The organism is Nocardia sp. NPDC049190 (assembly GCF_040648115.1).
GTDB lineage: Bacteria > Actinomycetota > Actinomycetes > Mycobacteriales > Mycobacteriaceae > Nocardia.
Genome location: NZ_JBEZDE010000010.1, coordinates 143,379 through 166,109 on the forward strand (window position 1 = coordinate 143,379; position 22,731 = coordinate 166,109).

The 22,731-nt window shown below is 67.6% G+C and carries 23 protein-coding genes; 13 read left to right on the forward strand and 10 right to left on the reverse strand.

The genetic code is table 11. The features are described from left to right. Positions 1–4: 4 nt before the first annotated feature. From AB0B25_RS11850 to AB0B25_RS11880, 7 genes are read right to left on the reverse strand one after another with little or no spacing between them, the layout of a single operon-like run. The gene (locus AB0B25_RS11850) at positions 5–892 is read right to left on the reverse strand and encodes a MoxR family ATPase (protein ID WP_357177291.1); all 888 of its coding nucleotides are present in this window, start codon (positions 890–892) and stop codon (positions 5–7) included. Then, on the reverse strand, positions 889–1,482 hold the full coding sequence (locus tag AB0B25_RS11855) for a nucleotidyltransferase family protein (RefSeq protein ID WP_357177293.1): 594 nt from the start codon (positions 1,480–1,482) through the stop codon (positions 889–891). Before AB0B25_RS11855 ends, AB0B25_RS11850 begins: the two co-directional genes overlap by 4 nt. Continuing rightward, a complete protein-coding gene (locus AB0B25_RS11860; RefSeq protein WP_357177364.1) occupies positions 1,479–2,372 on the reverse strand; it encodes an XdhC family protein in 894 nt (297 codons plus the stop codon). Before AB0B25_RS11860 ends, AB0B25_RS11855 begins: the two co-directional genes overlap by 4 nt. A gap of 25 nt (positions 2,373–2,397) precedes the next feature. Beyond that, on the reverse strand, positions 2,398–4,788 hold the full coding sequence (locus tag AB0B25_RS11865) for an aerobic carbon-monoxide dehydrogenase large subunit (RefSeq protein WP_357177295.1): 2,391 nt from the start codon (positions 4,786–4,788) through the stop codon (positions 2,398–2,400). After that, positions 4,785–5,303: a (2Fe-2S)-binding protein gene (locus AB0B25_RS11870; RefSeq protein WP_357177296.1), complete on the reverse strand. Its 519-nt coding sequence runs from the start codon at positions 5,301–5,303 to the stop codon at positions 4,785–4,787. The genes AB0B25_RS11865 and AB0B25_RS11870 overlap by 4 nt, the downstream gene beginning before the upstream one ends. Positions 5,304–5,305: 2 nt before the next feature. Then, positions 5,306–6,196 carry a xanthine dehydrogenase family protein subunit M gene (locus AB0B25_RS11875; protein ID WP_357177298.1) on the reverse strand — a complete coding sequence of 297 codons (891 nt, stop codon included), beginning with the start codon at positions 6,194–6,196 and terminating at the stop codon, positions 5,306–5,308. 55 nt (positions 6,197–6,251) lie between these two features. Continuing rightward, entirely contained in the window at positions 6,252–7,412 is a 1,161-nt protein-coding gene (locus AB0B25_RS11880; RefSeq protein ID WP_357177300.1) for an XdhC/CoxI family protein, read from the reverse strand. Between the two features lie 64 nt (positions 7,413–7,476). On the opposite strand from AB0B25_RS11880, the gene AB0B25_RS11885 reads away from it, so the two are divergent. From AB0B25_RS11885 to AB0B25_RS11910, 6 genes are all read left to right on the forward strand, one after another. Continuing rightward, positions 7,477–8,433: a LysR family transcriptional regulator gene (locus AB0B25_RS11885; RefSeq protein ID WP_357177301.1), complete on the forward strand. Its 957-nt coding sequence runs from the start codon at positions 7,477–7,479 to the stop codon at positions 8,431–8,433. Positions 8,434–8,876: 443 nt separating this feature from the next. Next, entirely contained in the window at positions 8,877–9,239 is a 363-nt protein-coding gene (locus AB0B25_RS11890) for a hypothetical protein (RefSeq protein ID WP_357177303.1), read from the forward strand. Positions 9,240–9,619: 380 nt separating this feature from the next. Next, positions 9,620–10,387 (forward strand): type I methionyl aminopeptidase, encoded by a 768-nt coding sequence (gene map / locus AB0B25_RS11895; protein WP_357177305.1) that lies wholly within the window; start codon positions 9,620–9,622, stop codon positions 10,385–10,387. 50 nt (positions 10,388–10,437) lie between these two features. Continuing rightward, positions 10,438–10,995: a hypothetical protein gene (locus tag AB0B25_RS11900; protein WP_357177307.1), complete on the forward strand. Its 558-nt coding sequence runs from the start codon at positions 10,438–10,440 to the stop codon at positions 10,993–10,995. Positions 10,996–11,083: 88 nt separating this feature from the next. Beyond that, positions 11,084–11,317, forward strand: coding sequence for a hypothetical protein (locus tag AB0B25_RS11905; protein WP_357177309.1), 234 nt, complete (start codon positions 11,084–11,086; stop codon positions 11,315–11,317). Between the two features lie 24 nt (positions 11,318–11,341). Next, positions 11,342–11,725: a PPOX class F420-dependent oxidoreductase gene (locus tag AB0B25_RS11910; RefSeq protein ID WP_357177311.1), complete on the forward strand. Its 384-nt coding sequence runs from the start codon at positions 11,342–11,344 to the stop codon at positions 11,723–11,725. A 44-nt stretch (positions 11,726–11,769) separates the two neighbouring features. Here the strand turns inward: AB0B25_RS11910 and AB0B25_RS11915 are convergent, their stop codons facing one another. After that, a complete protein-coding gene (locus AB0B25_RS11915) occupies positions 11,770–13,089 on the reverse strand; it encodes a metallopeptidase TldD-related protein (RefSeq protein ID WP_357177366.1) in 1,320 nt (439 codons plus the stop codon). 68 nt (positions 13,090–13,157) lie between these two features. Beyond that, positions 13,158–14,687, reverse strand: coding sequence for a TldD/PmbA family protein (locus AB0B25_RS11920; RefSeq protein WP_357177313.1), 1,530 nt, complete (start codon positions 14,685–14,687; stop codon positions 13,158–13,160). Between the two features lie 172 nt (positions 14,688–14,859). Here AB0B25_RS11920 and AB0B25_RS11925 point away from each other — a divergent pair, with 172 nt between their 5' ends. Further along, positions 14,860–15,507: a helix-turn-helix domain-containing protein gene (locus AB0B25_RS11925; RefSeq protein WP_357177315.1), complete on the forward strand. Its 648-nt coding sequence runs from the start codon at positions 14,860–14,862 to the stop codon at positions 15,505–15,507. On the opposite strand, the gene AB0B25_RS11930 is transcribed toward AB0B25_RS11925, so the two are convergent. Continuing rightward, on the reverse strand, positions 15,508–16,275 hold the full coding sequence (locus AB0B25_RS11930; protein WP_357177317.1) for a TSUP family transporter: 768 nt from the start codon (positions 16,273–16,275) through the stop codon (positions 15,508–15,510). It abuts the gene before it with no gap. A 166-nt stretch (positions 16,276–16,441) separates the two neighbouring features. Between AB0B25_RS11930 and AB0B25_RS11935 the strand changes: the two genes are divergently transcribed. The 6 genes from AB0B25_RS11935 to lnt all read left to right on the forward strand — a co-directional run bounded on the left by AB0B25_RS11935 (position 16,442) and on the right by lnt (position 22,658). After that, the gene (locus AB0B25_RS11935; RefSeq protein WP_357177319.1) at positions 16,442–17,614 is read left to right on the forward strand and encodes a histidine kinase; all 1,173 of its coding nucleotides are present in this window, start codon (positions 16,442–16,444) and stop codon (positions 17,612–17,614) included. A 161-nt stretch (positions 17,615–17,775) separates the two neighbouring features. Next, entirely contained in the window at positions 17,776–18,435 is a 660-nt protein-coding gene (locus AB0B25_RS11940; RefSeq protein ID WP_357177321.1) for a response regulator transcription factor, read from the forward strand. A 94-nt stretch (positions 18,436–18,529) separates the two neighbouring features. Next, complete coding sequence (locus AB0B25_RS11945; protein WP_357177323.1) at positions 18,530–19,009, forward strand: FxsA family protein; 480 nt, start codon at positions 18,530–18,532, stop codon at positions 19,007–19,009. Positions 19,010–19,068: 59 nt separating this feature from the next. Continuing rightward, positions 19,069–19,323, forward strand: coding sequence for a hypothetical protein (locus AB0B25_RS11950; RefSeq protein ID WP_357177325.1), 255 nt, complete (start codon positions 19,069–19,071; stop codon positions 19,321–19,323). A gap of 40 nt (positions 19,324–19,363) precedes the next feature. Next, on the forward strand, positions 19,364–20,962 hold the full coding sequence (locus tag AB0B25_RS11955; RefSeq protein WP_357177327.1) for an amidohydrolase family protein: 1,599 nt from the start codon (positions 19,364–19,366) through the stop codon (positions 20,960–20,962). 34 nt (positions 20,963–20,996) lie between these two features. Then, positions 20,997–22,658, forward strand: a complete 1,662-nt coding sequence (lnt, locus tag AB0B25_RS11960; RefSeq protein WP_357177367.1) for an apolipoprotein N-acyltransferase — start codon at positions 20,997–20,999, stop codon at positions 22,656–22,658. Positions 22,659–22,731: the final 73 nt, after the last annotated feature.

Consider the following 22,731-nt stretch of genomic DNA (forward strand, 5'->3'; position numbering starts at 1 on the left):
CCTCTCATCCGGTAGCCAAGCCTTGGGTATATTCGGCAAACGCCATACGCACGGTGGAGCGGTCGTCGGGTGTCTTCGCCAGGGCGCTGAGCGCGGCGACCGCCGCCGGTGCGGTGAGATCGGCGACGTCGAGTGTCGCCAGCGCGGCGATCCAGTCGATGGTCTCGGCGATGCCCGGCGGCTTGTCGAGATCGAGGTCGCGTGCCCGGCCGACGAATCGAGTGGCGTGCTCGATCAGCGCGTCGGTTGCCCCCGGCACGGTGCGCCGCACGATCGCCACCGCCCGGGCCGGCTCCGGGTAGTCGATCCAGTGGTACAGGCAGCGCCGGCGCAGCGCGTCGTGCAGATCGCGGCTGCGATTGGAGGTCAGCACCGCGATCGGCGGGTCCGCGGCGACAAAAGTCCCGAGTTCGGGGACGGTTACCGCGGCCTCGCCGAGGAATTCGAGTAGCAGCGCTTCGAATTCATCATCGGCACGGTCGATTTCGTCGATCAGCAGTACCGGGGGCGTCGGGCCGCGATATCGCACACAACGCAGGATCGGGCGGTCCACCAGGAACGCCTCGGTGAACAGGTCGGCTTCGGTGAGGTCGGTACCGCGCGCCTCGGCGAGCCGGATGCTGAGCAGTTGACGCTGGTAATTCCAGTCGTACAGTGCTTCGCTCACGGTGAGTCCCTCGTAGCACTGCAGGCGGATCAATGGTGCACCGAGCACGGTGGCCAGGGTCTTCGCCGCCGTCGTCTTTCCCACCCCCGGTTCGCCTTCCAGGAGCAGCGGCCGACCCAATGTGGTGGCCAGATAGACAGCGGCGGCGGCGCCGGTGTCGAGCAGGTAGTCGTCGGCATCGAATCGTCGCACTACGTCTTCGACATCGTCGAACGGCGACATCATGGCGACGTGGCGGCCCGTAGCCGCTCGTAGTCGTCCCAGGTGTCCACATCGAGGGGCACCGGTGCGTCGACCTCGAGTCGGGATACCGCCACGCGGCCCGAGTCGATGATCTTCCACACGCCCTTGTCGCCGTGCATTCGGGTCAACTCGCCGAATACGCTGCGGCTCAGCCAGAACGGATGGCCGACACCGTCGTGGTAGTGGCAGACTGTGATCGCGGCAGTCGTCGTCTCGCGGATCAGTCGGTCGACAGTCGCCGCCGACAGGCCCGGTTGATCACCGAGCATCAGCAGGATTCCGTCGGACCGCGGATCCACCACGCGCAGGGCAGAGCGCAACGACGACGAACAGCCCGCCCCGAAGTCGTCGGCCATGGCCACCTCCAGTCCGGCGAGATCGACCTGCTGCCGAACCGCCGCAGCCGCGCCGCCGAGCGTGACGACGACCTGATCGAAGGCACAGGACCGGACCACGTCGAGGGTGGCGCCGAGAACGGTCGTATTCCGATACGGCAGTAGCTGTTTCGCAGTGCCGAGGCGCCGTGAGCTACCCGCCGCGAGCACGACCCCGGTGACGAACCCGGCTGTCATGACTCCGTCCCCGCCGTGGCAAAGGAGGTGCGGCAGCCCGAGCTGCAAAACCAGTGGTCGACATCGTCGATAGTGAGATGCGGCGTGTCCGGACCGACCGTCACGGTCATGCCACACACTGGATCGAGCGCCTCGACCGCGCCATGCGCAGGGTGAGCTGTGACGGCCAAGCCACCCTTTCGAATCGCCTGGATCAGTTGCGCGACGATCGAGACGGCGATCTCCGCGGACGTCTTGGCGCCGATCGGCAAACCCACCGGGGTGTGTACGCGCGCCCGCTCGGCGTCGGTCAGCCCGAGTTCGTCGAGAATCGAGGTACCCCGAACTCTGCTGGCCACCATCCCGATATACCCCACACCAGCGTCGAGCGCGGCGCGGATCGACTCGGCTTCCGCGCCGCCGTGGCTGGCGATCACCATCGCCGTCGTGTCGGCCAGCGACTCCGGCGAGTCGGCTCCGGCGCCGGTGCGCTGCACCCCGAATCCCACCCGTTCGCACAGGTCGGCCAGGGCCTCCGCGATGGGTGTCGCGCCGCAGACGCGCACCAGCGGCGCGGGGATCTGCGGCTCCAGGAAGATCTCCAACGCTCCGCCGGACAGACAGGGATTCACCACTACCGCCGCGCCGGGCGCCTCCGGAAACTGCAGATCGCCGTCGGGCAGCACGCGCAGCAGCACACTTTCGTTGGACTGCAGGGCGCCGAGTGCGGCCTTGCGGACGGAGTTCTGCGCGCATTGGCCACCGACGAATCCTTCGATCGTCCCGTCCTGCAGCAGGATCGCCTCGTCTCCGGCGTGCGCTGACGTCGGTTGCTGCGCGCGCACCACGGTCGCGTGCACGAACGGAGTCCGGGCGCCGACCAGCTGCTGTGCCCGCTCGGCCATCTTCATCGGTGATCCCATTGCCGGCACCCTCTCAGATCGGCGGAGCCGCCCGCCCCTGCATCGCTTCCCACACCCGCGACGGCGTCAGCGGCATGTCGGCGTGCCGAACGCCGAACGGTGCCAACGCATCCACCACCGCATTGACCACTGCCGGCGGCGATCCGACGGTGGCGGATTCGCCGATTCCTTTCGCACCGATCGGATGGTGTGGTGAGGGGGTGACGGTGTATCCGGTCTCGAGATGCGGCACCTCGACCGCGGTCGGGATGAGATAGTCCATCAGGGATCCGCCGAGGCAGTTGCCGTCGTCGTCGAAGGCGATGATCTCCATCAGCGCCATGCCGATGCCATCGGTGATGCCACCGTGCACTTGGCCCTCGATGATCATCGGATTGATTCGGGTGCCGCAGTCGTCGACGGCGAGGAAGCGCCGGATCTTCACCACAGCCGTCCCGGGGTCGATGTCGACGACGCAGAAGTACGCACCGTACGGGTAGGTGAGGTTCTCCGGGTTGTAACAGATCTGCGCGTCGAGTCCGCCCTCGATCCCTTCGGGCAGATCGCCGGCGCCGTGGGCGCGCATCGCGATCTGCTGGATCGTCACGGCGGCGGACGGATCGCCCTTGACCTGGAACGAGCCCTTCTCCCACTCGAGGTCGGCGACGGAGACCTCGAGCATGCCGGACGCGATGATGCGCGCCTTGTCGCGGACCTTCCGCGCCACCAGTGCGGCAGCGGCGCCGGAGACCGGTGTCGACCGGCTGCCGTAGGTGCCCAGCCCGAACGGCGTTTGATCGGTGTCGCCGTGCACTACGTCGATGTCATCCGGCGGTATGCCGAGCTCCTCGGCGACGATCTGCGCGAAAGTCGTCTCGTGCCCCTGTCCCTGGGTCTGAACCGACAGACGCACCACGGCTTTGCCGGTGGGATGGACGCGCAACTCGCATCCGTCGGCCATTCCGAGGCCGAGGATGTCCATATCCTTGCGCGGACCCGCCCCGACGGCCTCGGTGAAGAAGGACATGCCGATGCCCATCAACTCGCCGTGGGCGCGCTTGTCCTGCTGCTCCTTGCGCAAGGCGTCGTAGCCGATCATGTCCATCGCCAGGCGCATGGTCTTCTCGTAGTCGCCGGAGTCGTACACCCAGCCGGTCTTGCTGGTGTATGGGAACTGTTGCGGGCGAAGAAGATTTCGCAGCCGCAGCTCGGCGGGATCCATCTTCAGTTCCTGAGCCAGGCAGTCCACCAGCCGCTCGACGAAGTAGACGGCTTCGGTGATCCGGAACGAGCACGCGTAGGCGACGCCGCCGGGAGCTTTGTTCGTGTAGACCGCGGTCATCTTGCAGTAGGCGGCCTCGATGTCGTAGCTGCCGGTGAAGACGCCGAAGAAGCCGGCCGGATACTTGATCGGTGCGGCCGTGCCGTTGAAGGCGCCGTGATCGGCGAGCACGGTCGACCGGATGGCGAGGATCTTGCCGTCGGAGGTGGCGGCGATCTCGCCGAGCATGATGTAGTCCCGGGCGAAACCGGTGCTGGTGAGGTTTTCGCTGCGATCCTCCATCCACTTCACCGGCTTACCCAGCAACAGCGACCCGACAATGGCGCAGACGTAGCCCGGGTAGATGGGCACCTTGTTTCCGAATCCACCGCCGATATCGGGTGAGATCACCCGGATCTTGTGCTCGGGCAGTCCGGCCACCAATGCGTAGAGTGTCCGGTGGGCGTGCGGTGCCTGGCTCGTCGACCACAGGGTGAGCTTCCCCGTCACAGGATCGAGATCCGCCACGGCCCCGCAGGTCTCCATCGGCGCGGGATGCACGCGCGGATAGACGATCTCCTGTTCGACGACGACGTCGGCGCGCGCGAATACCGACTCGGTGGCGGCGGCGTCGCCGGTCTCCCAGTCGAAACAGTGGTTGTCCTGCTTGCCGTCGAGATCGTCGCGGATCACCGGCGCTTCCGGCGCCAAGGCGGTCCGGGCGTCGATCACCGGATCGAGCATCTCGTATTCGACATCGATGAGCTCCAATGCGTCGCGCGCGGAGTAACGATCCTCGGCGACGACGAAGGCCACCTCCTGGCCCTGGAATCGGACCTTGTCGGTCGCCAGCACTGCTTGTACGTCGTTCGACAGCGTCGGCATCCAGGCCAGACCCTTCGCTGCCAGGTCCGCACCGGTGACCACCGCCTTGACCTTGGGATGCGCCTGTGCCGCAGAGGTATCGACGCTCACGATCCGGGCGTGCGCGAACGGAGAACGCAGGATTGCCAGATGCAGCATGCCGGGCAGTGACACGTCGTCGACATAGTTGCCGTGTCCGCGAATGAAGCGGGGGTCCTCCTTGCGGAGCATTCGGCCGTGACCACACGGCTTGTGGTCGTTGTCGACCTGGTCTTCGGGCCGGGACTCGACGGCGGTCATGACGCGCTCGCTATCGGAGCGGCCGGGGCCGCGGGTTCGGGCTCCGCGGCTTCGCCCCGTTGTTTCGCCGCGGCCCACTGGATCGACCGCACGATGGTGGTATATCCGGTACAGCGGCAGATCTGGCCCGAGATCGCCTCCCGGATGGTCTGTTCGTCGGGATTCGGATCGCGATCGAGCAGGGCGCGGGCGGTGATCATCATTCCCGGTGTACAGAATCCGCACTGCAGTCCGTGACACTGCATGAAGCCTTCCTGTACGGGATCGAGGCGGCCGTCCACCTCGAGTCCTTCCACCGTGCGCACCGAGCGACCGCCGGCCATGACGGCCAGCATCGTGCACGACTTCACCGGCGCGCCGTCGACCTCCACCACACAGGTGCCGCAGTTGCTGGTGTCACACCCCCAATGGGTTCCGGTGAGCCGCAACTGATCGCGCAGGAAGTGGACAAGCAGGGTGCGGGCCTCGACCTCCGCGGTCACCGGGCTGCCGTTGACGGTCATGGTTACCTGCATGGCTAGTTCCCTTCCAGCGCAGAATCATTCAGAACTCGACCGACCGAAGTGCGCAGTGCGCGAATCGTCAGTTCGGACGCGAGGTGGCGCTTGTAGTCCGCGCTGCCGCGCATATCGGAGCCAGGTGAGCACGCCGCGCTCGCCAGACGGCCCACCTCCGCGAAACCCTCCTCGGTGGGCGGCTGACCGATCAGCACCTCCACCGCCGACGCGAGCGCCGCGGGATCGGGGTCGACGGCCGTCAGACCGATCCGAGCGGCCGCGATGGTCCCGTCGCGCAGTGTCACCGTGGCGCCGGCCGCCGCGATCGCCCAGTCGCCGACCCGGCGCTCCACCTTCGAGTAGGCACTCGATGTGCGATGCCGCAGGGGAATCCGGACCTCGATGAGCAGTTCGTTGTGCGCCATGGCAGTTTCGTACGGGCCGACCAGGAAGTCGTCCATCGTGATCTCCCGGTCGCCGGACGGTCCGCGAACCAGGCAGGTGGCGCCGAGGACCGTGCAGACCGTGGTGAGGTCCTCGGCGGGATCGGCCTGACACAGCGAGCCGCCGATCGTGCCGCGATTGCGCACCACGGGATCGGCGATCACACGCTCGGCGTCGCGGAAAATCGGGCATACCGCGGCGAGATCGTCGGACTCCAGCGCATGCCGATGCCGGACCATCGCACCGATTCGTACCAGGGTCGGATCGGTGACGATGTATCCCAGCTCGGCAGCCAGGTCGTTGATATCGATGAGGTATTCCGGATTGGCCAGACGCAGCTTCATCATCGGTAGCAGGCTGTGCCCGCCGGCGACGATCCGCGCCTCCTCGCCCAGCCGGTCCAGAAGTCCGATGGCATGATCCACGCCCGTTGCGCGCTCGTATTCGAATGGCCCAGGAACTTGCATGTGATCGCCTCGCATCAGCGGAAGAAGCCCAGCGTCTGCCCCTGTCGAGCCGTCGTCAAGACCGAGTTAAGGAATCACTTAACTCACTGTTCACGCCTTGTGCGTGGTGAATACGACCACCGGTTTGGGCCAATGAGCGGCCATGTCCGCCCCAGCGCCGCGCGATGATCTCGGCCGCGATGGACACCGCCGTCTCCTCTGGTGTCCGGCCACCCAGATCCAGTCCGATCGGGCTGGCAAGGCGGGCGAGTTGTTCCTCGGTGAGGCCGGCCTGTCGGAGCTGGGACAGCCGCTCGTCGTGTGTTCTGCGCGAGCCCATGGCCCCGACATAGCCGAGTTCCGTCGCCCGCAGCGCGACCTCGAGCAGCGGAACGTCGAACTTGGGATCGTGGGTCAACACACAGACGACGGTCCGCGAATCGACCGCGCCGGCCGCGATCTGCGCGGCCAGGTAGCGGTGCGGCCAGTCGACGACCACCTCGTCGGCGGTCGGGAACCGCGCTGAGGTGGCGAAGACCGGCCGCGCGTCGCACACCGTCACCCGATATCCCAGGAACGATCCCTGCTGAGCGACGGCGGCGGCGAAATCGATCGCCCCGAAGACCAGCATCCGCGGCTGCCGGGCATGGCTGGCGACGAAAACGGTCATGCCCTCGCCGCGCCGCTGCCCGTCCGGACCGTACGACAGCACATCGCTGCGCGCCGCCGCGAGTAGCCCGCGGGCGTCGTCGATAATGGCGTCGTCGGCGCGCATCGACCCCAGCGTGCCGTGCGCCTCGCTCGGCCGAATAATCAATCGGCGCCCTACCCACGCGGTATCGGGATGCTCGATCACGGTCGCGATCGCGACCGGCTGTCGAGCCGCGATATCCGCAGCGACTTCGCCCAGTTCCGGGAAGGTCTCCCGCGAGATCGCTTCGACGAAGATATCGATGATCCCACCGCAGGTAAGACCGACAGCGAAGGCGTCATCGTCGGAAAGACCGTACCGCTGCAGCACCGGACGTCCGGTCCGGACGACATCGGTGGCGAGTTCGTACACCGCGCCCTCGACGCAGCCGCCGGACACCGATCCGCCGACCGTCCCGTCCGGAGCGACAACCATAGCCGCACCGGGCGGTCGCGGCGACGAGCGGAAGGTACGGACGACCGTCGCGACGCCGGCGGTCCTCCCGGCGTTCCAGGTTGTCATCAGATCCGTGAGCACGTCCTGCATACTGCGCCCTCCAGCGATGATGCGACGATAGGCGCCACATCCACCTCCAAAGTAGACTCCAACTGTGACGCCCGCCCAGCTTCGGGCCTACTCGACCGTGGTGCGGCTCGGCTCCGTTCATGCGGCGGCCAGAGAGCTGGGGATGTCCGATGCCGGTGTCTCGACGCACATCGCCCAGCTGCGCAAGGAACTCGACGACCCGCTGTTCACCCGCGCGGCGGCGGGTCTGGCCTTCACCCCCGGCGGGCTGCGCCTGGCCAGCCGAGCGATCGAGATCCTCGGTCTACAGCGCCAGACCGCCATCGAGGTGAGCGAGGCGGCGCACGGCCGGCGCCTACTCCGGATCGCGGCATCGAGCGCGTTCGCCGAACATGCCGCGCCCGGCCTGATCGATCTGTTCGCGGCACGGGCGAAGGATCTGTCGGTCGAGTTGAGTGTGCATCCCACCAGCCGGTTCCGCAGCCTGATCGAGACCCGTGCGGTGGACATCGCGCTGGGGCCCGGGCCGCAAGGCGCCGACGCCGCCGTCACCGCGCGGCCGTTCCTGAAATATCAGATCATCGCGGTCGCGCGCCCCGACAGTCCTCTGGTAGATGTCGTACCGCATCCGGCGCTGTTGCGCGAACAGCACTGGATGCTCGGCCCCGGTGCGGGCAGTGTCGGTGGCCACCTCGCGACGATGTTGCGCGAACTGGCCATTCCCGAATCACACCAGCGGATCTTCCAAAGCGACGCTGCCGCCCTCGAAGAGGTCCGCCGGGTCGGTGGCATCACCTTGACGATCGGCTTCGCCGTGTCGTCCGACCTCGCGGCCGGTCGGTTGGCCCACATCAAGGGCCGCGGCCTCCAAGTGTCCGACGAATGGTGTGCGACCACTCTGCCGCCCGACACCCGCCAGCCTGCGGTGTCGGAACTGCTGCGGTTCATCACCACCCCGCGGTGCATCCAGGCGATGATCCACGGGTCCGGCGTGGGCGTCACACGGTTCCGCCCGAAAGTTCATGTGACGTTGTGGAGTTGATCGGCGTGCAGCGCGTCGACAAGGTTTGCCAGATGCGAAAAGATTGAGCTTTAATTCAATTTGGGCTCGGGTCGAGCCGGATTTTGTATCGGTTTGATAAACCTCACCTGTGGCATTTGCGTGGTTTAGCGGCCTCGATGAGGCATTTGCCGCTCTGGATCCCCCTGGTTGCGGCCCGGTTAAGCTCATTTGATCACGAATTGGTAACGCATAATCGGTGAATTTACAGTGCTGAAGTCGAGGTTCCCTCAACGGGAAACACCCACCACACTATTGAGAGCTGATAGTTAACTGATCGAGGCATCTGGATCGGTGTGCGGTCCGTGTACCTCGATCCGAGGCACTGCGATACGAGTTGCTCGCCAACGGCGGCGATGCGCGAGCGATGATCCCGATGCGGGATCGTAACCCAGGTCGATCGGATCGACCATCCGGAGGACGTCATGGTCACCAGAGTTTCCGTCAATCCACTCGACATCCCCTTCCTTACCGGCTCTCGTCGAGGCCGCCGCGACAGCACCTGTTCGGGACCGTCATATCTGTCCGGCGTCGATGAAGATCTTGCGCCGTTGGGGGTGCCGGCTGTGGTGCTGGGCGCCATGCTGATCGGTGGGGGATTGGCCGCGCTCCTGCTGATGACGGGCTGGTCGCGCGACTATGGTTCGCTCCTGGTGATTGTCGCCTTCGTTCTGTATATGAGTCTCGCGGCAGCACTCGAGGTGTGGGGTTGGCGCCTGATCCGTCGCCTGCGCAATTCGGCGCGACGCCCTCCCGGCGGCACGGTCCGTTCGGAAATCCGTAGGTGATGCGCTGGTACCGCTGGGAGTTTCGCGACTGCTCGGCTGGCATGACGCATTCGCCGCGTCCTGGGCCGGCCTGTAGCGGGGCTGGGGTGCGCCGCACTCTGGTTTGATCATTTCGGGCGGGCTGTCGGGGGTATGGCGTGTGTGCTGACTCTCGCTATTCCGTGTGACCGGCGCTCCCGGCGCGGTGGTTCAGCTCCTGCGTCGAGTCGGCGGTTTCGGTGGCCGATGCTGCTCGCTCGGCCGGTGTCCATGACTGTGATGGATCGGTAACGACCTGGCTGGACGGCGATCTTCGGGGTTGGCGCCGCGAACTCTGTGGTTGGTATTTTTATACCGAGGCCGTTAGGGTGGTATTAAAATACCGGCGATGGAGGACCCTGATGGTCGAGTTGAAAACCCCCGCGGAAATCGCGCGGATGCGAGTAGCGGGGCGCTTCGTCGCCGATGTGCTCACGGACTTGCGTGATCTGGCGCGGGTCGGGGTCAACCTGCTCGAGCTGGAAGCCCATGTGCGGGAACGGATTCGCGTGCGGGGCGCGCAGTCCTGCTACTGGGATTACACGCCTTCGTTCGGTCGAGGCCCGTTCCGCAACACCGTCTGCCTGTCGGTGAACGATGCGGTGCTGCACGGGCTTCCGTTCGACTACGCGCTGCGCGACGGTGATGTGCTGAGCATGGACCTCGCCGTCGGGATCGATGGCTGGGTCGCGGATTCGGCCACCACGGTCGTTGTCGGGTCCGCCGACGCCGAGGACGTGCGGCTGGTCCGCGCGACCGAGCAGGCCCTCGCCGCCGCTATCGCGGTCGCGGTGCCGGGTAACCGAATCGGCGACATCTCCGCCGCGATCGCGGCGGTCGCACACGAGCACGGCTATCCGGTCAATACCGAATTCGGCGGGCACGGCATCGGTCGCACCATGCACGAGGACCCGCACGTGTCGAACTATGGTCGCCCCGGGCGCGGCTACCGGCTCCGGCCGGGGCTCGTCATCGCGATCGAGCCGTGGTTCGCGCGTTCGACCGACCGCATCGTCACCGATCCCGATGGCTGGACTATTCGGTCAGCGGACGGTTCGCGGACCGCGCATTCCGAGCACACCGTGGCCGTCACCCCGGACGGGCCGCAGGTACTGACTCGCGCGAGGTGACCTCGGTGCGGGCATCGAACCGGTATACGTTCATGATTTTCGGATAGCCAGTGCGCGAGCTGGTCGGCGGCGCGGAGGTCGTCGTCGTCGGCGACGCGTTCCTCGTCGGACAGCTTCATCGCGCGCAACTCGGCCCGCAGTTGTGCTGCGCGGTCGTGCTTCTCGGTGGCGATGGCCAGCTCGATGAGTGCCGCCAATGCCCTGGCCACGTCCCGGCGGGGCGCTTCGACATGGAAGCGCCCGAGGCCGACCTCCAGGACGCGGAACGCGGCCTTGTCGTCGGTCTTGAAATCGCGCAGGATGCGGGCGTTGTCCAAAACTCTGGCCAGTCCGTCCAATGCTATGGAACCGCCGTACTCCACGTTCTTCGGCTCGTCGCGCTGGATGTAGATCACCGTGTTGCCTGCTGGATCGACCACGGTGAACCGGCTTTGACCAGGTCGGAATCGAGTGATCCGTGGCTGGTCCTTGGTGGGCACGGCGCCGAACCGGGTGCGCAGCGCCACGGTGAACGCCTGGTGCCTGCTCGCCACATCGTCGACCAGTATCACACAACCGACCCGTTCGGCAGGCATGGTGGCGTTCTCGGGTGCCGAGCTTCGAGTTGACCGAGGCGGGTGACGCAGAGTTCCACAAACTCATGGACGAGGCGCTGGTCAGCGTCGACATGAGGAACTGGGCGCGGGCATCGCGTCCATGGCTGCGCTGCCTCGCGCGCATGTCATCGAGAGGCTGCGCGAACAGCGTCGCCGTAGCGAAGAGGTTCGCGCCGGGCTGCTCGACATGATCCCGACCCTCTCGGGACGCTACGAAGCGCCGCACGCGACCGATTTGCTGGAGCTGTGGAGTGGCGTGTTCGGGAATCTGTCGGGATGGACCGACGGGGTGCTCGCCCGGCTGGAGGCGGGGGAGTATCGAATGTCGGAGTAGGCACTCGGTCGATACGCTGACTGCATGACGAATCCGCTGGGGACCATCGCCGAGGCCGACTATGTTCTGCTGACCACGTTCCGCAAAGACGGCACTCCGGTGAGTACCGCGGTGTGGGCGGTCACCGAGAACGGCAAACTATACGCCTGGACCGTGACCGACAGCTGGAAGGTCAAGCGACTACGCCGCAATTCGGCGGTCACTCTGCAACCGTGTACGGCGGGCGGCAAGCCGCGCGGCGAGATCGTCGAGGGCACCGGACGTATCCTCGACGCCGACGGCACCGAACGAGTTCGAAAACTGTTGCGGCGCAAATATTGGCTCACCGCCCCGCTGGTCATCCTGGGCAGCAACCTGCGTCGGGGGAAATCCGGCACCATCGGCATCGAAATCACCCCGGTCGGCTGACCGGCCCATCGTGGCGCCCGCGCCGCGGGCGGTCCCGGCGAGCCTCAGGTTGCCTGGCTGACCGAGGACATGTGGAAGTCGGGAATCCGCAAGGGTGGCATGGCGGTTCGGGTGAACCAGTCCTTCCACTCACGCGCCAGCGTGATCTCGGTGGCGCCCGCTTCGGTGGCCCGCCGGAGCAGATCCAGCGGGCTCTCGTTGAACCGGAAGTTGTTCACCGCGGCTGTGACCTCGCCGTTTTCCACGAGGTATACCCCGTCTCTGGTGAGGCCGGTGAGCAGCAGCGTTGCCGGGTCTACCTCCCGGATATACCACAGGGTGGTCAGCAGTAGGCCGCGCTCGGTGCGGGCGATCATGTCATCGAGGGTCGCGTCGGACCCGCCGGTCAACACGAGGTTCTCGCCGGGAACCGTGGGGGGAGTGTCGTATTCGGCGGCGATCGCGCGGGGGTAGATCAGCGACTCGATCACCCCGTCTCGAAGCCAGTCGACCCGCTCGGCGGGCAGCCCGTTGTCGAACACCGACATCGATTCCGACGAAGCGGACACCGCGACGAATGGTCGGTACTCGAGTCCGGCCGTGTGCGGGTCGGAGTAGAGCGTGAGCGGAATGTTGCTGAGGCGCTCGCCGATTCGGGTGCCACCCGCCCGTGCGAAGGCCGTATGGCCCTCCTGCGCGCCCCGGCCCGCCATCTCCCAAGCCATGCTGATCATGAGGTCGGCGACGGTGGAGGGCGGCATCAGGGTCTCGTAGCGTCCCGCGGGCAGTTCTACCTTGCGCTTTGCCCAGTCCAGGCGGCGGGACAGCTCCGCGAGCAGGCCGGACACATCGACGTCGGTGAAGTCGGCGGTCCCGATTCCGACCCAGCCGCTGGCCAGCTCGGCACCCACCGCGCGCTTGCCGTTGATCTCCACCGAACCCGTCGGCTGCACGAAGCGTCGGCGGATGCCGGTCGAGGTACCCAGCCAGGTGGTCTGCATCTGGTGGTGGGCGAAACCGTAGAGCCGGTCGGCGCCGTCGAAGCCCGTGGCCAGATCCTTGGCGAGGTCGGTGAACACCTCGACGCCGGTTGTTGCCGCCGCTGCGGCCCAGTCGTCATCCGGGTCCGCGTCCGGCTCCAGCAGGGGCATGGCATCTCTGGCGGGCTCCGCGGTGCGTGCGGCGGCTTCGCTGGCGCGCACCACAGCCTCGATATCGTCGGGGTCCACGCTGGAGGACCCGATCGCGCCGACCCGCGCGTGGGTGGGTCCCTCGCGAAGCACCGAGATCACCGTCCACGTCCGGGCCACCGAGGCACCGTTCGTCGTCATCGAGTTCCCGGCCCATCGCAGCGAGGCCTCGTGCTCGTCGTGGACGATCACCATCGTCTCATCGGCGCGTGCCAGCGCGAGCGCTCGCTCGACGACCACACCCGCGGGAATCAGCTCGCTGGTCACTGGCCCGCCTCCGTCCGGGTATTCAAGATATTGATGCCGCGCGCCAGGATCGACGGGCAGCCGTGGCTGACCGACGCGGTCTGGCCGGGCTGAGCTTTTCCGCAATTGAAGGCGCCGCCCAGCTGCCAGGTCGACGGTCCGCCGACCGCCTCCATCGCACCCCAGAAGTCGGTGGTGGTCGCCTGATAGGCGACGTCGCGCAGTTGGCCGTCCAGCCTGCCGCCGCGGATACGGAAGAACCGCTGGCCGGTGAACTGAAAGTTGTAGCGCTGCATGTCGATCGACCAACTCTTGTCGCCGACGATATAGATCCCGTCGTCGACCCGGGAGATCAGCTCTGCGGTGCTGATGTCGTGGTCCGGATCGGGCTGCAGCGAAACATTCGCCATCCGCTGGATCGGCACATGATGTGCCGAGTCCGCGTAGGAGCAGCCATTCGATCGATCCAGGCCCAAGCGCGGTGCGAACACCCGGTCCAGCTGATAGCCGACCAGGATGCCGTCGCGTACCAGATCCCAGCGCTGCCCAGCGACTCCTTCGTCGTCGTAGCCGACGCTGGCCAGGCCGTGCGCTTCGGTGCGGTCGCCGGTGACATGCATGATCGGGGTGCCGTAGCGCAGCGTGCCCAGTTGGTCGGGTGTGGCGAACGAAGTACCCGCGTAGGCGGATTCGTAGCCGATGGCCCGGTCGTACTCGGTGGCATGGCCGATGGATTCGTGGATGGTCAGCCACAGGTTGGTGGGGTCGATGACCAGGTCGGTCGGCCCGGGCCGCACACTGGGCGCCCGCACCTTCTCGGCGAGCCACTCCGGGATGCGTGCGAGTTCGTTGTCCCAGTCCCAGGTTCCGTCCGCACCGGTGACGTACTCCCAGCCGCGACCCACCGGTGCGGCCAGCGTGCGCATCGTCTCGAATGCCCCGGCGGCGGTGTCCACCGTGATCGCTTCGAGACTCGGATGCAGCCGGACTCGTTGCTGGGTGATCGAGGATCCCGCGGTGTCGGCGTAAAACGTCTGCTCCTTGACCTGCAACACACTCGCGGTGACGTGGTCGACGCCGTCGGCGTGCGACAGACGCTCCGAATAGTCCTGCAACAGGGCGACTTTCTCGCCGGTCGGCACCGTGAACGGGTCGAGTTCGTAGGCCGACACCCAGCGCACGTCGTCGTAGCGCGGCTCTGCGGCGAGTTCGACGCGCTCCCGATTGAGCGCGCGTAGCGTGGTGGCGACGGTGACCGCGGTGCGGGCCACCTCGGCGGCGGTGTCCGAGGTGAGGGCGGCGTGCGAGGCAAACCCCCAGGTGCCGTCGACGATCACCCGTACGGCGAAGCCGAGCTCGGTGCGGTCGTTGACCGCCTCGACCCGGCCGTCGCGCAACCGGATGGACTGGGTGACCAATCGGTGCACCCGCAGGTCGGCGTGCTCGGCGCCGGCCGCGGTCGCCGCGGCGAACGCGGCGTCGGCCAGGGCGGCCAACGGTAGGCCGAGGAACTCGGCGTCCACATCCCTGGAGGTCGCGGTGGTCACCCGCACCAACCTAGCCGGTGCCGCTCCGGGCGCCGTGGTACACCTCCGGACACGCCGTGCGAACGTGCGCCGGATGCGATAGCGAATGGATTGCCAGGCGGCGCGCGCGTGCACGGCGCGCGCGAAACCGAGCTTACGGCGTGTCACTCGCCGGATGCCGTACTGTGCCCGCGTGCCGCCATCCGTCCTCCGTGACCGCAAACGTGAACGTACCCGCCGAGCTCTGCTCGAGGCTGCTGCCGAGTTGTTCGAAACCCGAGGCTATGACGAGACGACGGTGGCCGATATCGCCGCCGCGGCGGACGTCGGCACCCGCACGTTCTTCAACTATTTCGGCAGCAAGGAAGAGCTACTCTTCCCGGAGTCCGACGATCGGGTGCGCGCCGCGGTCGCGGCGATCGCGAGCAGGCGACCCGGGGAACGCCCGGTGGAGGTAGTGCTGCGCGCATTGCGCGCCGCGGGCGACAACCCCGGCGAGCATTTGATCGACGACCTCAGCCCCCGGATCGCGGCGCTGCGCGCCGAGGTGTCGCGCACGGTGCCGTCGGTGAGCGGCCGGGCGGCGCACGCCCAGCTGGTCACGCAGCGCGAGATCGCCAGGCAGTTGCACGTGGCATTCCCCGCCGAACTCGACGAGGTCGGCGCCGCAGCGCTGGTCGGTGCGGTGGTCGGTGCGGTGTCGGGTGCGCTCACGGTGTTGTTCCAGCAGCCGCTGGTCGGTGTGGAGGACGGCGAACGCCTGCACCGCCTCATGCACGAGGCGACCTCGCGGGTACTGCAACCCTGGCTCAGCCCACACCGCGTCGAAGCGGTGGGCTGATCAACCGAACTGCTGCCAGCCCAACCGGATCACCATCCCGATCACGACCACCAGCAAGACGATCCGCACGAACTCGGCGCCCTTGCGCAGTGCCATGCGCGCGCCGACGATCGCGCCGAGCACATTGCCCACTGCCATCGTCATGCCGAGCGCCCACAGAATGTGGCCGGTCGCGGCGAGGAAGACCAGCGCGCCGACGTTCGAACCGCAGTTGATCACCTTCGCCATGGCCGCCGCCCGCACGAACTCGGTGCCGAGCAGAGTGGCGAAGGTGATGATCAGGAAGGTGCCGGTGCCGGGACCGAGCAGGCCGTCGTAGAACCCGATCAGTCCGGCCGCGAGCGCCACCGTGAGAACGAGCTTGCGGCGCGTCGGTGGGTGGGTGGCCAGCGTGACGCCGATCGACGGTCGAAGGGTGACGAAGACCGCGACCCCGACGAGCACTACCAGCACGATCGGGATGAACAGGTCACGGTCGATCAGCGAGACCGCGGCGGCGCCGGTTCCGGCGGTCGCCGCGGCGATCACGGCGGCGGGAACCAGCACCCGCCACCGGATCGGTACCTTGCGCGCGAAGGTCACCACCGAGGCGCTCGTTCCAGCGACCGCGGCGAGTTTGTTCGTGCCGAGCGCTGTTTGCGGGGCGATGCCCGGCGACACCAGCAACAGCGTCGGCAGGATGATCAATCCGCCGCCGCCCACCACCGCGTCCACCCAGCCCGCGGCCGTCGCCGCCGTCAACAGAACCGCCCAATCACCTATCTGCACCGGGCCAGAGAACCAGATTGCGTGGTCGTGCGCGCGTCGGCGACCACGGCGGCGCGACCGAGCGCCGCGCCGTCCAGGTGTCCGGATGTGCGTCGTTCACTGCGCGGATCAGTAGCCGCGCGACGGGTCCGGCGGACGAGGCGCGCGCGGCACCTACGCTGAACTGGTGCGCCGGTTCAGTCTGTGGCTTCGTGGCAAGCCCATCGTTGCCGATTCGGTGCTCGCGGCGCTGCTGCTGCTGTTCGAGATCCTCGGTGTCGGCAACGCCCACAACAAGTTCGCCTATCTGGCGATCGGCGCTGTGCTTCCGTTGCCGGTGGTATTGCGCCGCGTGTACCCGCGGGCGATGGCGGCCTGCACCCTCGGGTTGTCGCTGATCGCGTCGCTGATCGGCTTCCTCACCGACGACCGCGCCGACCACATCGCGCTGCTCTCGCAGGGCATCCTGCTGTACACGCTGGTCGCCTACGTGGGACGACGCGAGGGCCTGTGGTACGGGCTGGGACTTGTGATCGATCTCATGCTGTCGATCGCGGCGATGCACAAACCCGCCGGGTCCGACATCATCTTCACGGTCATGTTCTACGCGCTGTGCTGGACACTCGCGGAGTTCATCGGTGCACGGCACGCCTACGACACCGAGGTCGCGGCCCGGCTGGCCGTCGCCGACTATGACAAGGAGCGCCGCGCGCACGACGCCGTCTCGGCCGAACGCACCCGCATCGCTCGTGAATTGCATGACGTCGTGGCGCATGCGGTGAGCGTGATCATCGTGCAGGCCGACGGTGCGAAGTACGCGCTGCGCCGTGATCCGGACGCCGCCGGACAGGCGCTGACCATTATCGCGAGCACCGGCCGCGAGGCACTGCGCGAGCTGCGCAGGACGGTAGCGCTGCTGCGTACCGAGCACGCGCCCGATCAGTTACCCCAGCACGGCACTGCGGGCATCGCCAAGGTCGTGGAGATGATGCGCGGCACCGGCCTTGCCGTGGAGTTGGAGTTGACCGGTGGGCTCGACGACATAGCGCCCGAGGTGAGTCTCGGTGTCCACCGCATCGTGCAGGAATCGCTGACCAACACGCTGCGGCACGCGGGTCCACATCCGAAGGCGTGGGTCCGCGTCCGACGCACCGACTCCGACGTTCTGATCGACGTCACCGACTCCGGCGGCGTGCCGCTGCGCGAGCCGGGCGCTCGTATCGAGGGAAGTGGTCTCGGGTTGGTCGGAATGCGCGAGCGCGTCGCGGTGCTCGGTGGCAGCCTCGAGGCGGGCCGCAATTCGGAAGGCGCTTGGCAGGTGTACGCGAGTATCCCGCTTCAGCCCGGCTCGTTGGAGTGAGCCGCGCCGAGAAAGTGCGCCTCGGAGGCAGGAGCGACGCGAATCCCTATGCATGTCACAAGGATTCGGTCTTGGTCCGCGCTGCGGGGCAACGCGAGCGGACCGGTCCGCCGCGCGACCGCCGCACCAGCATGTCGCAACGGTCACGTTAGATTGAGGAGGTGCCGATCACCGTACTCGTTGTCGACGACCAGGAACTCATGCGTATGGGGCTGAAGATGGTGCTCGGCGCACACCCCGACATCGAGGTGATCGGCGAGGCTGCCAACGGCGCCGCCGCGGTCGCCAGAGCGGCGGAACTGCGCCCCGATGTCGTGCTGATGGATGTGCGGATGCCCGTCGTCGACGGGGTCGCCGCCACCTCGCGCATCGTGGAGGCGGGGCACGGGAGCCGGGTACTGGTGATGACGACCTTCGACCTGGACGAGCACGCGCTCGGGGCGCTGCGCGCCGGGGCGAGCGGATTCCTGCTGAAGGACACGCCGCCGGAGGACCTGATCTCGGCCATCCGAAGCGTCGCCGCCGGTGACGCCGTGGTGTCGCCGAAGGTCACCAAACGCCTGCTCGGCCGCCTCATCGCCGAGGACCCGGCGCGGATGCGCGACCCCGGGGTGCTCGCGGTACTCACGGTCCGCGAGCGCGAGGTGCTGGAACAGATCGCGGCAGGGCGCTCCAACGCCGAGATCGCCGAGCAGCTCTACCTGTCGGAGGCCACGGTCAAGACGCACGTCGGCCGGGTGCTTACCAAACTCGGCCTGCGCGACCGGGTTCAAGCGGTCGTGCTGGCCTATGAGACGGGGTTGGTTCGCCCGGGCGGCTGACCCGCGGCCGGATCTCAGAGTCCTCTCAGGCCGACCGGGAGAAAAAGGCGGGCGCCGAGCGTTGACAGCAGTAGATCATCCGAAAGGATCGCCCATGCCTGCCCTGCTGTTCGTGCTGTATGCCGTTGTCGAGATCGCCGTGCTGGTCGCCGTCGGTCACCTGCTCGGTGTGGTGCCGACCATTCTGCTGCTGATCGCCGGCTCCGCCGCGGGGATGCTGTTGGTCGGCTCGCAGGGCCGGCGGGTGTTCGAGCAGTTCCGGCGCGCCGGCCGCGGTGAGATCGCGCCCGGCACCGCGGTCGCCGACGGTGCGCTGGTCGCCGCGGGCGGATTGCTGATGTTCGTGCCCGGCTTGGTCACCTCGCTATTCGGCCTGCTTCTGCTGCTGCCTGTGACCCGTTTCCTGGTGCGTCCGCTGGTCACGGCGTTCGCGGCACGGCGTTTCGGCAGGTTCGCGGCGGCACCCTACCGCGGTGTCGTGATCGACGGTGACGAGGTGATCGACGGCGACGTGGTGCGGCAGTGGTACGACGACGGGCAGGGCACTGCCCACCGCGCGCTGACCCAACGTTGATCGGCTGAAGTCCGCACGCCCGGTTCCGCGCTGCCGCCTCGAGGGTCTATCGTGACGCGATGGCCATCGAGCAACTCACCGTCACGGTGAGCGAGGAGTTGGCCGCCGCGGTGCGACGAGCGGCGGCCAATGCGGGACAGTCGATTTCCGGGTTCACGGCCGCGGCGCTGCGGCTGGAACTGATCGCCATGGAGGCAGGGTGCGGCGGCACGGCGTCGAACGGGACGGGGATCGCCCCGCCGGGGTACGCGGAGGTGATGGCGGTGCTGGCTCACCCAGAGGATCTGTCCTCGCCCGCGGCACTGAACGGCTGACCTCAACCTCCTGATCGGGCATACGGCAGACTGGTGCCTCGTGAGTACCCAGTTGCTGATCGGCGGCCGTTTCTACAGTGCGAGTTCACCCGACGCCACGGCGATGGCGGTGACCGACGGCACCGTGGTCTGGCTGGGCGCCGAACAACCGGGGCGTGCGCTGCACCCGGACGCGGAGATCATCGACCTCGGCGGCGCCTTCGTGGCGCCCGCGTTCGTCGACCCGCATGTGCATGTCACGGCGCTGGGATTGACGTTGACCGGCCTGAACTTGTCCACGGCAAGGTCGCTCGAGCAGTGCCTGTCCCTGCTGGGCGAGTTCGCAGCTGCGCAGCGCGAAGGCATCATCCTGGGCGACGGCTGGGACGAGACCACCTGGCCGGAGGGACGGCCGCCGACCGTCGAGGAGATCGACCGAGCAGCAGGCGCCGGTCGGCACGTCTACCTCTCGCGGGTGGACGCGCATTCCGCCGTGGCGTCCTCCGCGCTGCTGGACACACTGCCCGAAGTGGCCTCAGCGGACGGATTCATCCGCGGTGAGCCGGTCCGCGCCACCGCGCACCATGTGGTGCGTTCCGCGGTGCTCACACGGCTGTCGCGGGCGCAGCGGGATCAGGCGCGCCGTGCGGCGCTGGACCACGCGGCCGCGTGTGGCGTCGTTGCGGTGCACGAGTGCGCGGGCCCGGAGATCGCGGGGTCCGCCGATGTTCGCGAGCTGCTCGAATTCTCCCACGGTGTGCAGGTCCGGGCGTACTGGGGTGAGGCGGTGCGCAGCGCCGAGCAGGCCCGCGCTCTGGTCGCGGAACTCGGCGTGCACGCACTGGGCGGCGATCTGTTCGTGGACGGCTCGTTCGGTTCGCACACCGCGTGGCTGCGTGCGCCATACACCGACGGGTCCGGTTCCGGCCGAAGCTATCTCGATGCCGATGCCATCGCCGACCATGTCCGTGCGTGCACCGCAGCGGGCATCCAGGCCGGCTTCCACGTGATCGGCGACGCGGCCATGGATGCGATCGTGACCGGTTTCGGGCGGGTGGCCGCCGAGCTCGGCGGCCCTGCTCTCGCCGCGCTGGGGCACCGCATCGAACACGCCGAGTTGATCGATGCCGAGCACATCACGAAGCTTGCGGCGTGGGGCGTGATCGCCAGTGTGCAACCGGGATTCGACGCGACCTGGGGCGGGCGCGACGGCATGTATGCCGCACGTCTCGGCGCCGACCGCGCGGCGGCGTTGAACCCGTTCGCGGCCATGGCCTCCGCCGGTGTCGCCCTGGCGATCGGCTCCGATGCCCCGGTCACGGCGCTCGACCCGTGGGCGGCGGTGCGCGCCGCGGCCAACCATCGCACGCCGGGACATGGCCTGTCCCCGCGCGCCGCCTTCGCCGCGGCTACGCGCGGTGCGTGGCGTGCGGGCGGAGTCCGCGACGGCCTGGCGGGAACCCTTGTTCCCGGAGCTCCCGCATCGTATGCGGTCTGGGATGTCGACGAGTTGGTGGTCGCCGCTGCCGCCGACTCGGTGCAGCGCTGGTCCACCGACCCGAGGTCGCGCGTCCCGGGACTGCCTCCGTTGCAACCCGATTCACGACTGCCGATCTGCTTGCGCACCGTACATCGTGGAGCGACGATCTATGCGGCGTGAGCGGGGGGATGCGGTGGCGCGCGCGACGGTCTCGATGCGCTGGGTTCCGACAGCGCTGCGATCGGCGGCGGCAATCTCGGCTGGGCTGTTGCTGTTCGGTAGCTTCCCGCCACGGCCGTGGTGGTTTCTCGCGCCTCTGGGGATCGCGGTGCTCACACTCGTTGTGTGCGACAGCGGACGTCTGCGTGCGGGCTTCGGGTACGGATTCCTCGCCGGCGCAGGGTTTTTCCTTCCACTGCTGCCGTGGACGGGTATCTACGTCGGACCGGTGCCATGGCTGGCGCTGTCCACCGCCTGCGCCGGGTATATCGGCTTGTTCGGCCTGGCCGCCCGGCTCGTCGGCGTGCTGCCCGGCTGGCCGCTGTGGGTGGCACTGGCCTGGACGACGGCGGAGTGGGGCAGGTCCAGCTTCCCGTTCGGCGGATTTCCCTGGGGCCGTGTGGCGTTCGGTCAGGCCGATGGGTGGTTCCTGTCGCTGGCGGCGATCGGCGGTGCACCGCTGGTCGGATTCGCGGTGGCGCTCACCGGAACCAGCGCCGCCGCCCTGGTGCGCTTGCTCTGGTCGAGTCGCGGACACCGTACCGTGGCCGCCGCGTCGCCTGGTGATGTCGAGAAGGGGGTGCCCGGCCCGGTCGAGGATCGCGGCGTGGTGCCGTGGGGCAGGTGTGCCCTGGCGGCCGTCGCTCTGGTCGTCATGCCGGTCGCGGGGCTGCTGCTGCGGGCTACCCTGCCGGCCCCGGACGCGGGGGACCGCACGATCACGGTGGCCGCGATCCAGGGCAGTGTGCCGCGGTTGGGACTGGACTTCAACGAGCAGCGGCGTGCCGTGCTGGACAATCATGTCGGGCGTACCGAAGAGCTGGCCAGGGACGTCGCGGCAGGCCGCTTGCCGCAACCCGACGTGGTGATCTGGCCGGAGAATTCCTCCGACATCGATCCGCTTCGCAACGCCGACGCGTTCGCCTTGATCACCGCGGCTTCCGAGCAGATCCACGCACCGATCCTGGTCGGCGCGGTGCTGGTGAACTCCGACCACACGACCACCAATTCGGTGATCGTGTGGAATGGTGTGGCCGGGCCGGGGGAGCGGCACGACAAGAAGATCATCCAGCCGTTCGGCGAGTACCTGCCGATGCGTGCCTTCTTCCGTTTGTTCTCGGAATATGCCGACCGAGCCGGATACTTCGTGCCGGGTCACGGGGATGGCGTCGTGCATGCAGCAGGTATCGACATCGGCGTGGCGACCTGCTACGAAGTAGCCTTCGATCGGTCGTTCGAAGACGCGATGCGCGCCGGCGCCCAACTGCTCACCGTGCCGACGAACAACGCGACCTTCGGCGATAGTGAGATGACATACCAGCAGTTGGCCATGTCACGCATCCGTGCTGTCGAGCACGGCCGAGCGTTGGTCGTGGCGGCCACCTCAGGGGTCAGTGCGATCATCGCGGCCGATGGCAGCGTGCGGCAGGAAACGCCGTTGTTCGTACCCGCCGCTCTGGTCGCGGAACTTCCACTGCGTGAGGGCAACACTCCGGCAACACGGATTGGACCCATTCCGGAGCGAGTGTTCGCTATTCTGACCGCTGCCGCTGTGCTGGCTGCGGTCGTCCGGCGGAGATCGGCGCGCACCGGTCCTCCAACCGACCGGAAGGTCACGATTTATCGTCGATCGTCCGCCCGGCTGCGCGCACACTAACCGAACACTCGGTATGTTTTAGCCCCTGCCTGCCCGAAAATTGGGTGCGGCAGAGCAATGCGCATCGTTTGCT

Bases quoted from the DNA above. Each gene is read 5' to 3' on its own strand.
- AB0B25_RS11910 (WP_357177311.1), top strand. From the start codon at position 11,342: ATGACGAATCCGCTGGGGACCATCGCCGAGGCCGACTATGTTCTGCTG.
- AB0B25_RS11950 (WP_357177325.1), top strand. From the start codon at position 19,069: ATGGCCATCGAGCAACTCACCGTCACGGTGAGCGAGGAGTTGGCCGCC.
- AB0B25_RS11860 (WP_357177364.1), bottom strand. From the start codon at position 2,372: ATGAAGATGGCCGAGCGGGCACAGCAGCTGGTCGGCGCCCGGACTCCG.
- AB0B25_RS11905 (WP_357177309.1), top strand. From the start codon at position 11,084: ATGGCTGCGCTGCCTCGCGCGCATGTCATCGAGAGGCTGCGCGAACAG.
- AB0B25_RS11865 (WP_357177295.1), bottom strand. From the start codon at position 4,788: ATGACCGCCGTCGAGTCCCGGCCCGAAGACCAGGTCGACAACGACCAC.
- AB0B25_RS11850 (WP_357177291.1), bottom strand. From the start codon at position 892: ATGATGTCGCCGTTCGACGATGTCGAAGACGTAGTGCGACGATTCGAT.
- AB0B25_RS11880 (WP_357177300.1), bottom strand. From the start codon at position 7,412: ATGCAGGACGTGCTCACGGATCTGATGACAACCTGGAACGCCGGGAGG.
- AB0B25_RS11890 (WP_357177303.1), top strand. From the start codon at position 8,877: ATGGTCACCAGAGTTTCCGTCAATCCACTCGACATCCCCTTCCTTACC.
- AB0B25_RS11870 (WP_357177296.1), bottom strand. From the start codon at position 5,303: ATGCAGGTAACCATGACCGTCAACGGCAGCCCGGTGACCGCGGAGGTC.
- AB0B25_RS11875 (WP_357177298.1), bottom strand. From the start codon at position 6,196: ATGCAAGTTCCTGGGCCATTCGAATACGAGCGCGCAACGGGCGTGGAT.
- AB0B25_RS11945 (WP_357177323.1), top strand. From the start codon at position 18,530: ATGCCTGCCCTGCTGTTCGTGCTGTATGCCGTTGTCGAGATCGCCGTG.
- map (WP_357177305.1), top strand. From the start codon at position 9,620: ATGGTCGAGTTGAAAACCCCCGCGGAAATCGCGCGGATGCGAGTAGCG.
- lnt (WP_357177367.1), top strand. From the start codon at position 20,997: ATGCGCTGGGTTCCGACAGCGCTGCGATCGGCGGCGGCAATCTCGGCT.
- AB0B25_RS11915 (WP_357177366.1), bottom strand. From the start codon at position 13,089: ATGGTGATCGTCCACGACGAGCACGAGGCCTCGCTGCGATGGGCCGGG.
- AB0B25_RS11855 (WP_357177293.1), bottom strand. From the start codon at position 1,482: ATGACAGCCGGGTTCGTCACCGGGGTCGTGCTCGCGGCGGGTAGCTCA.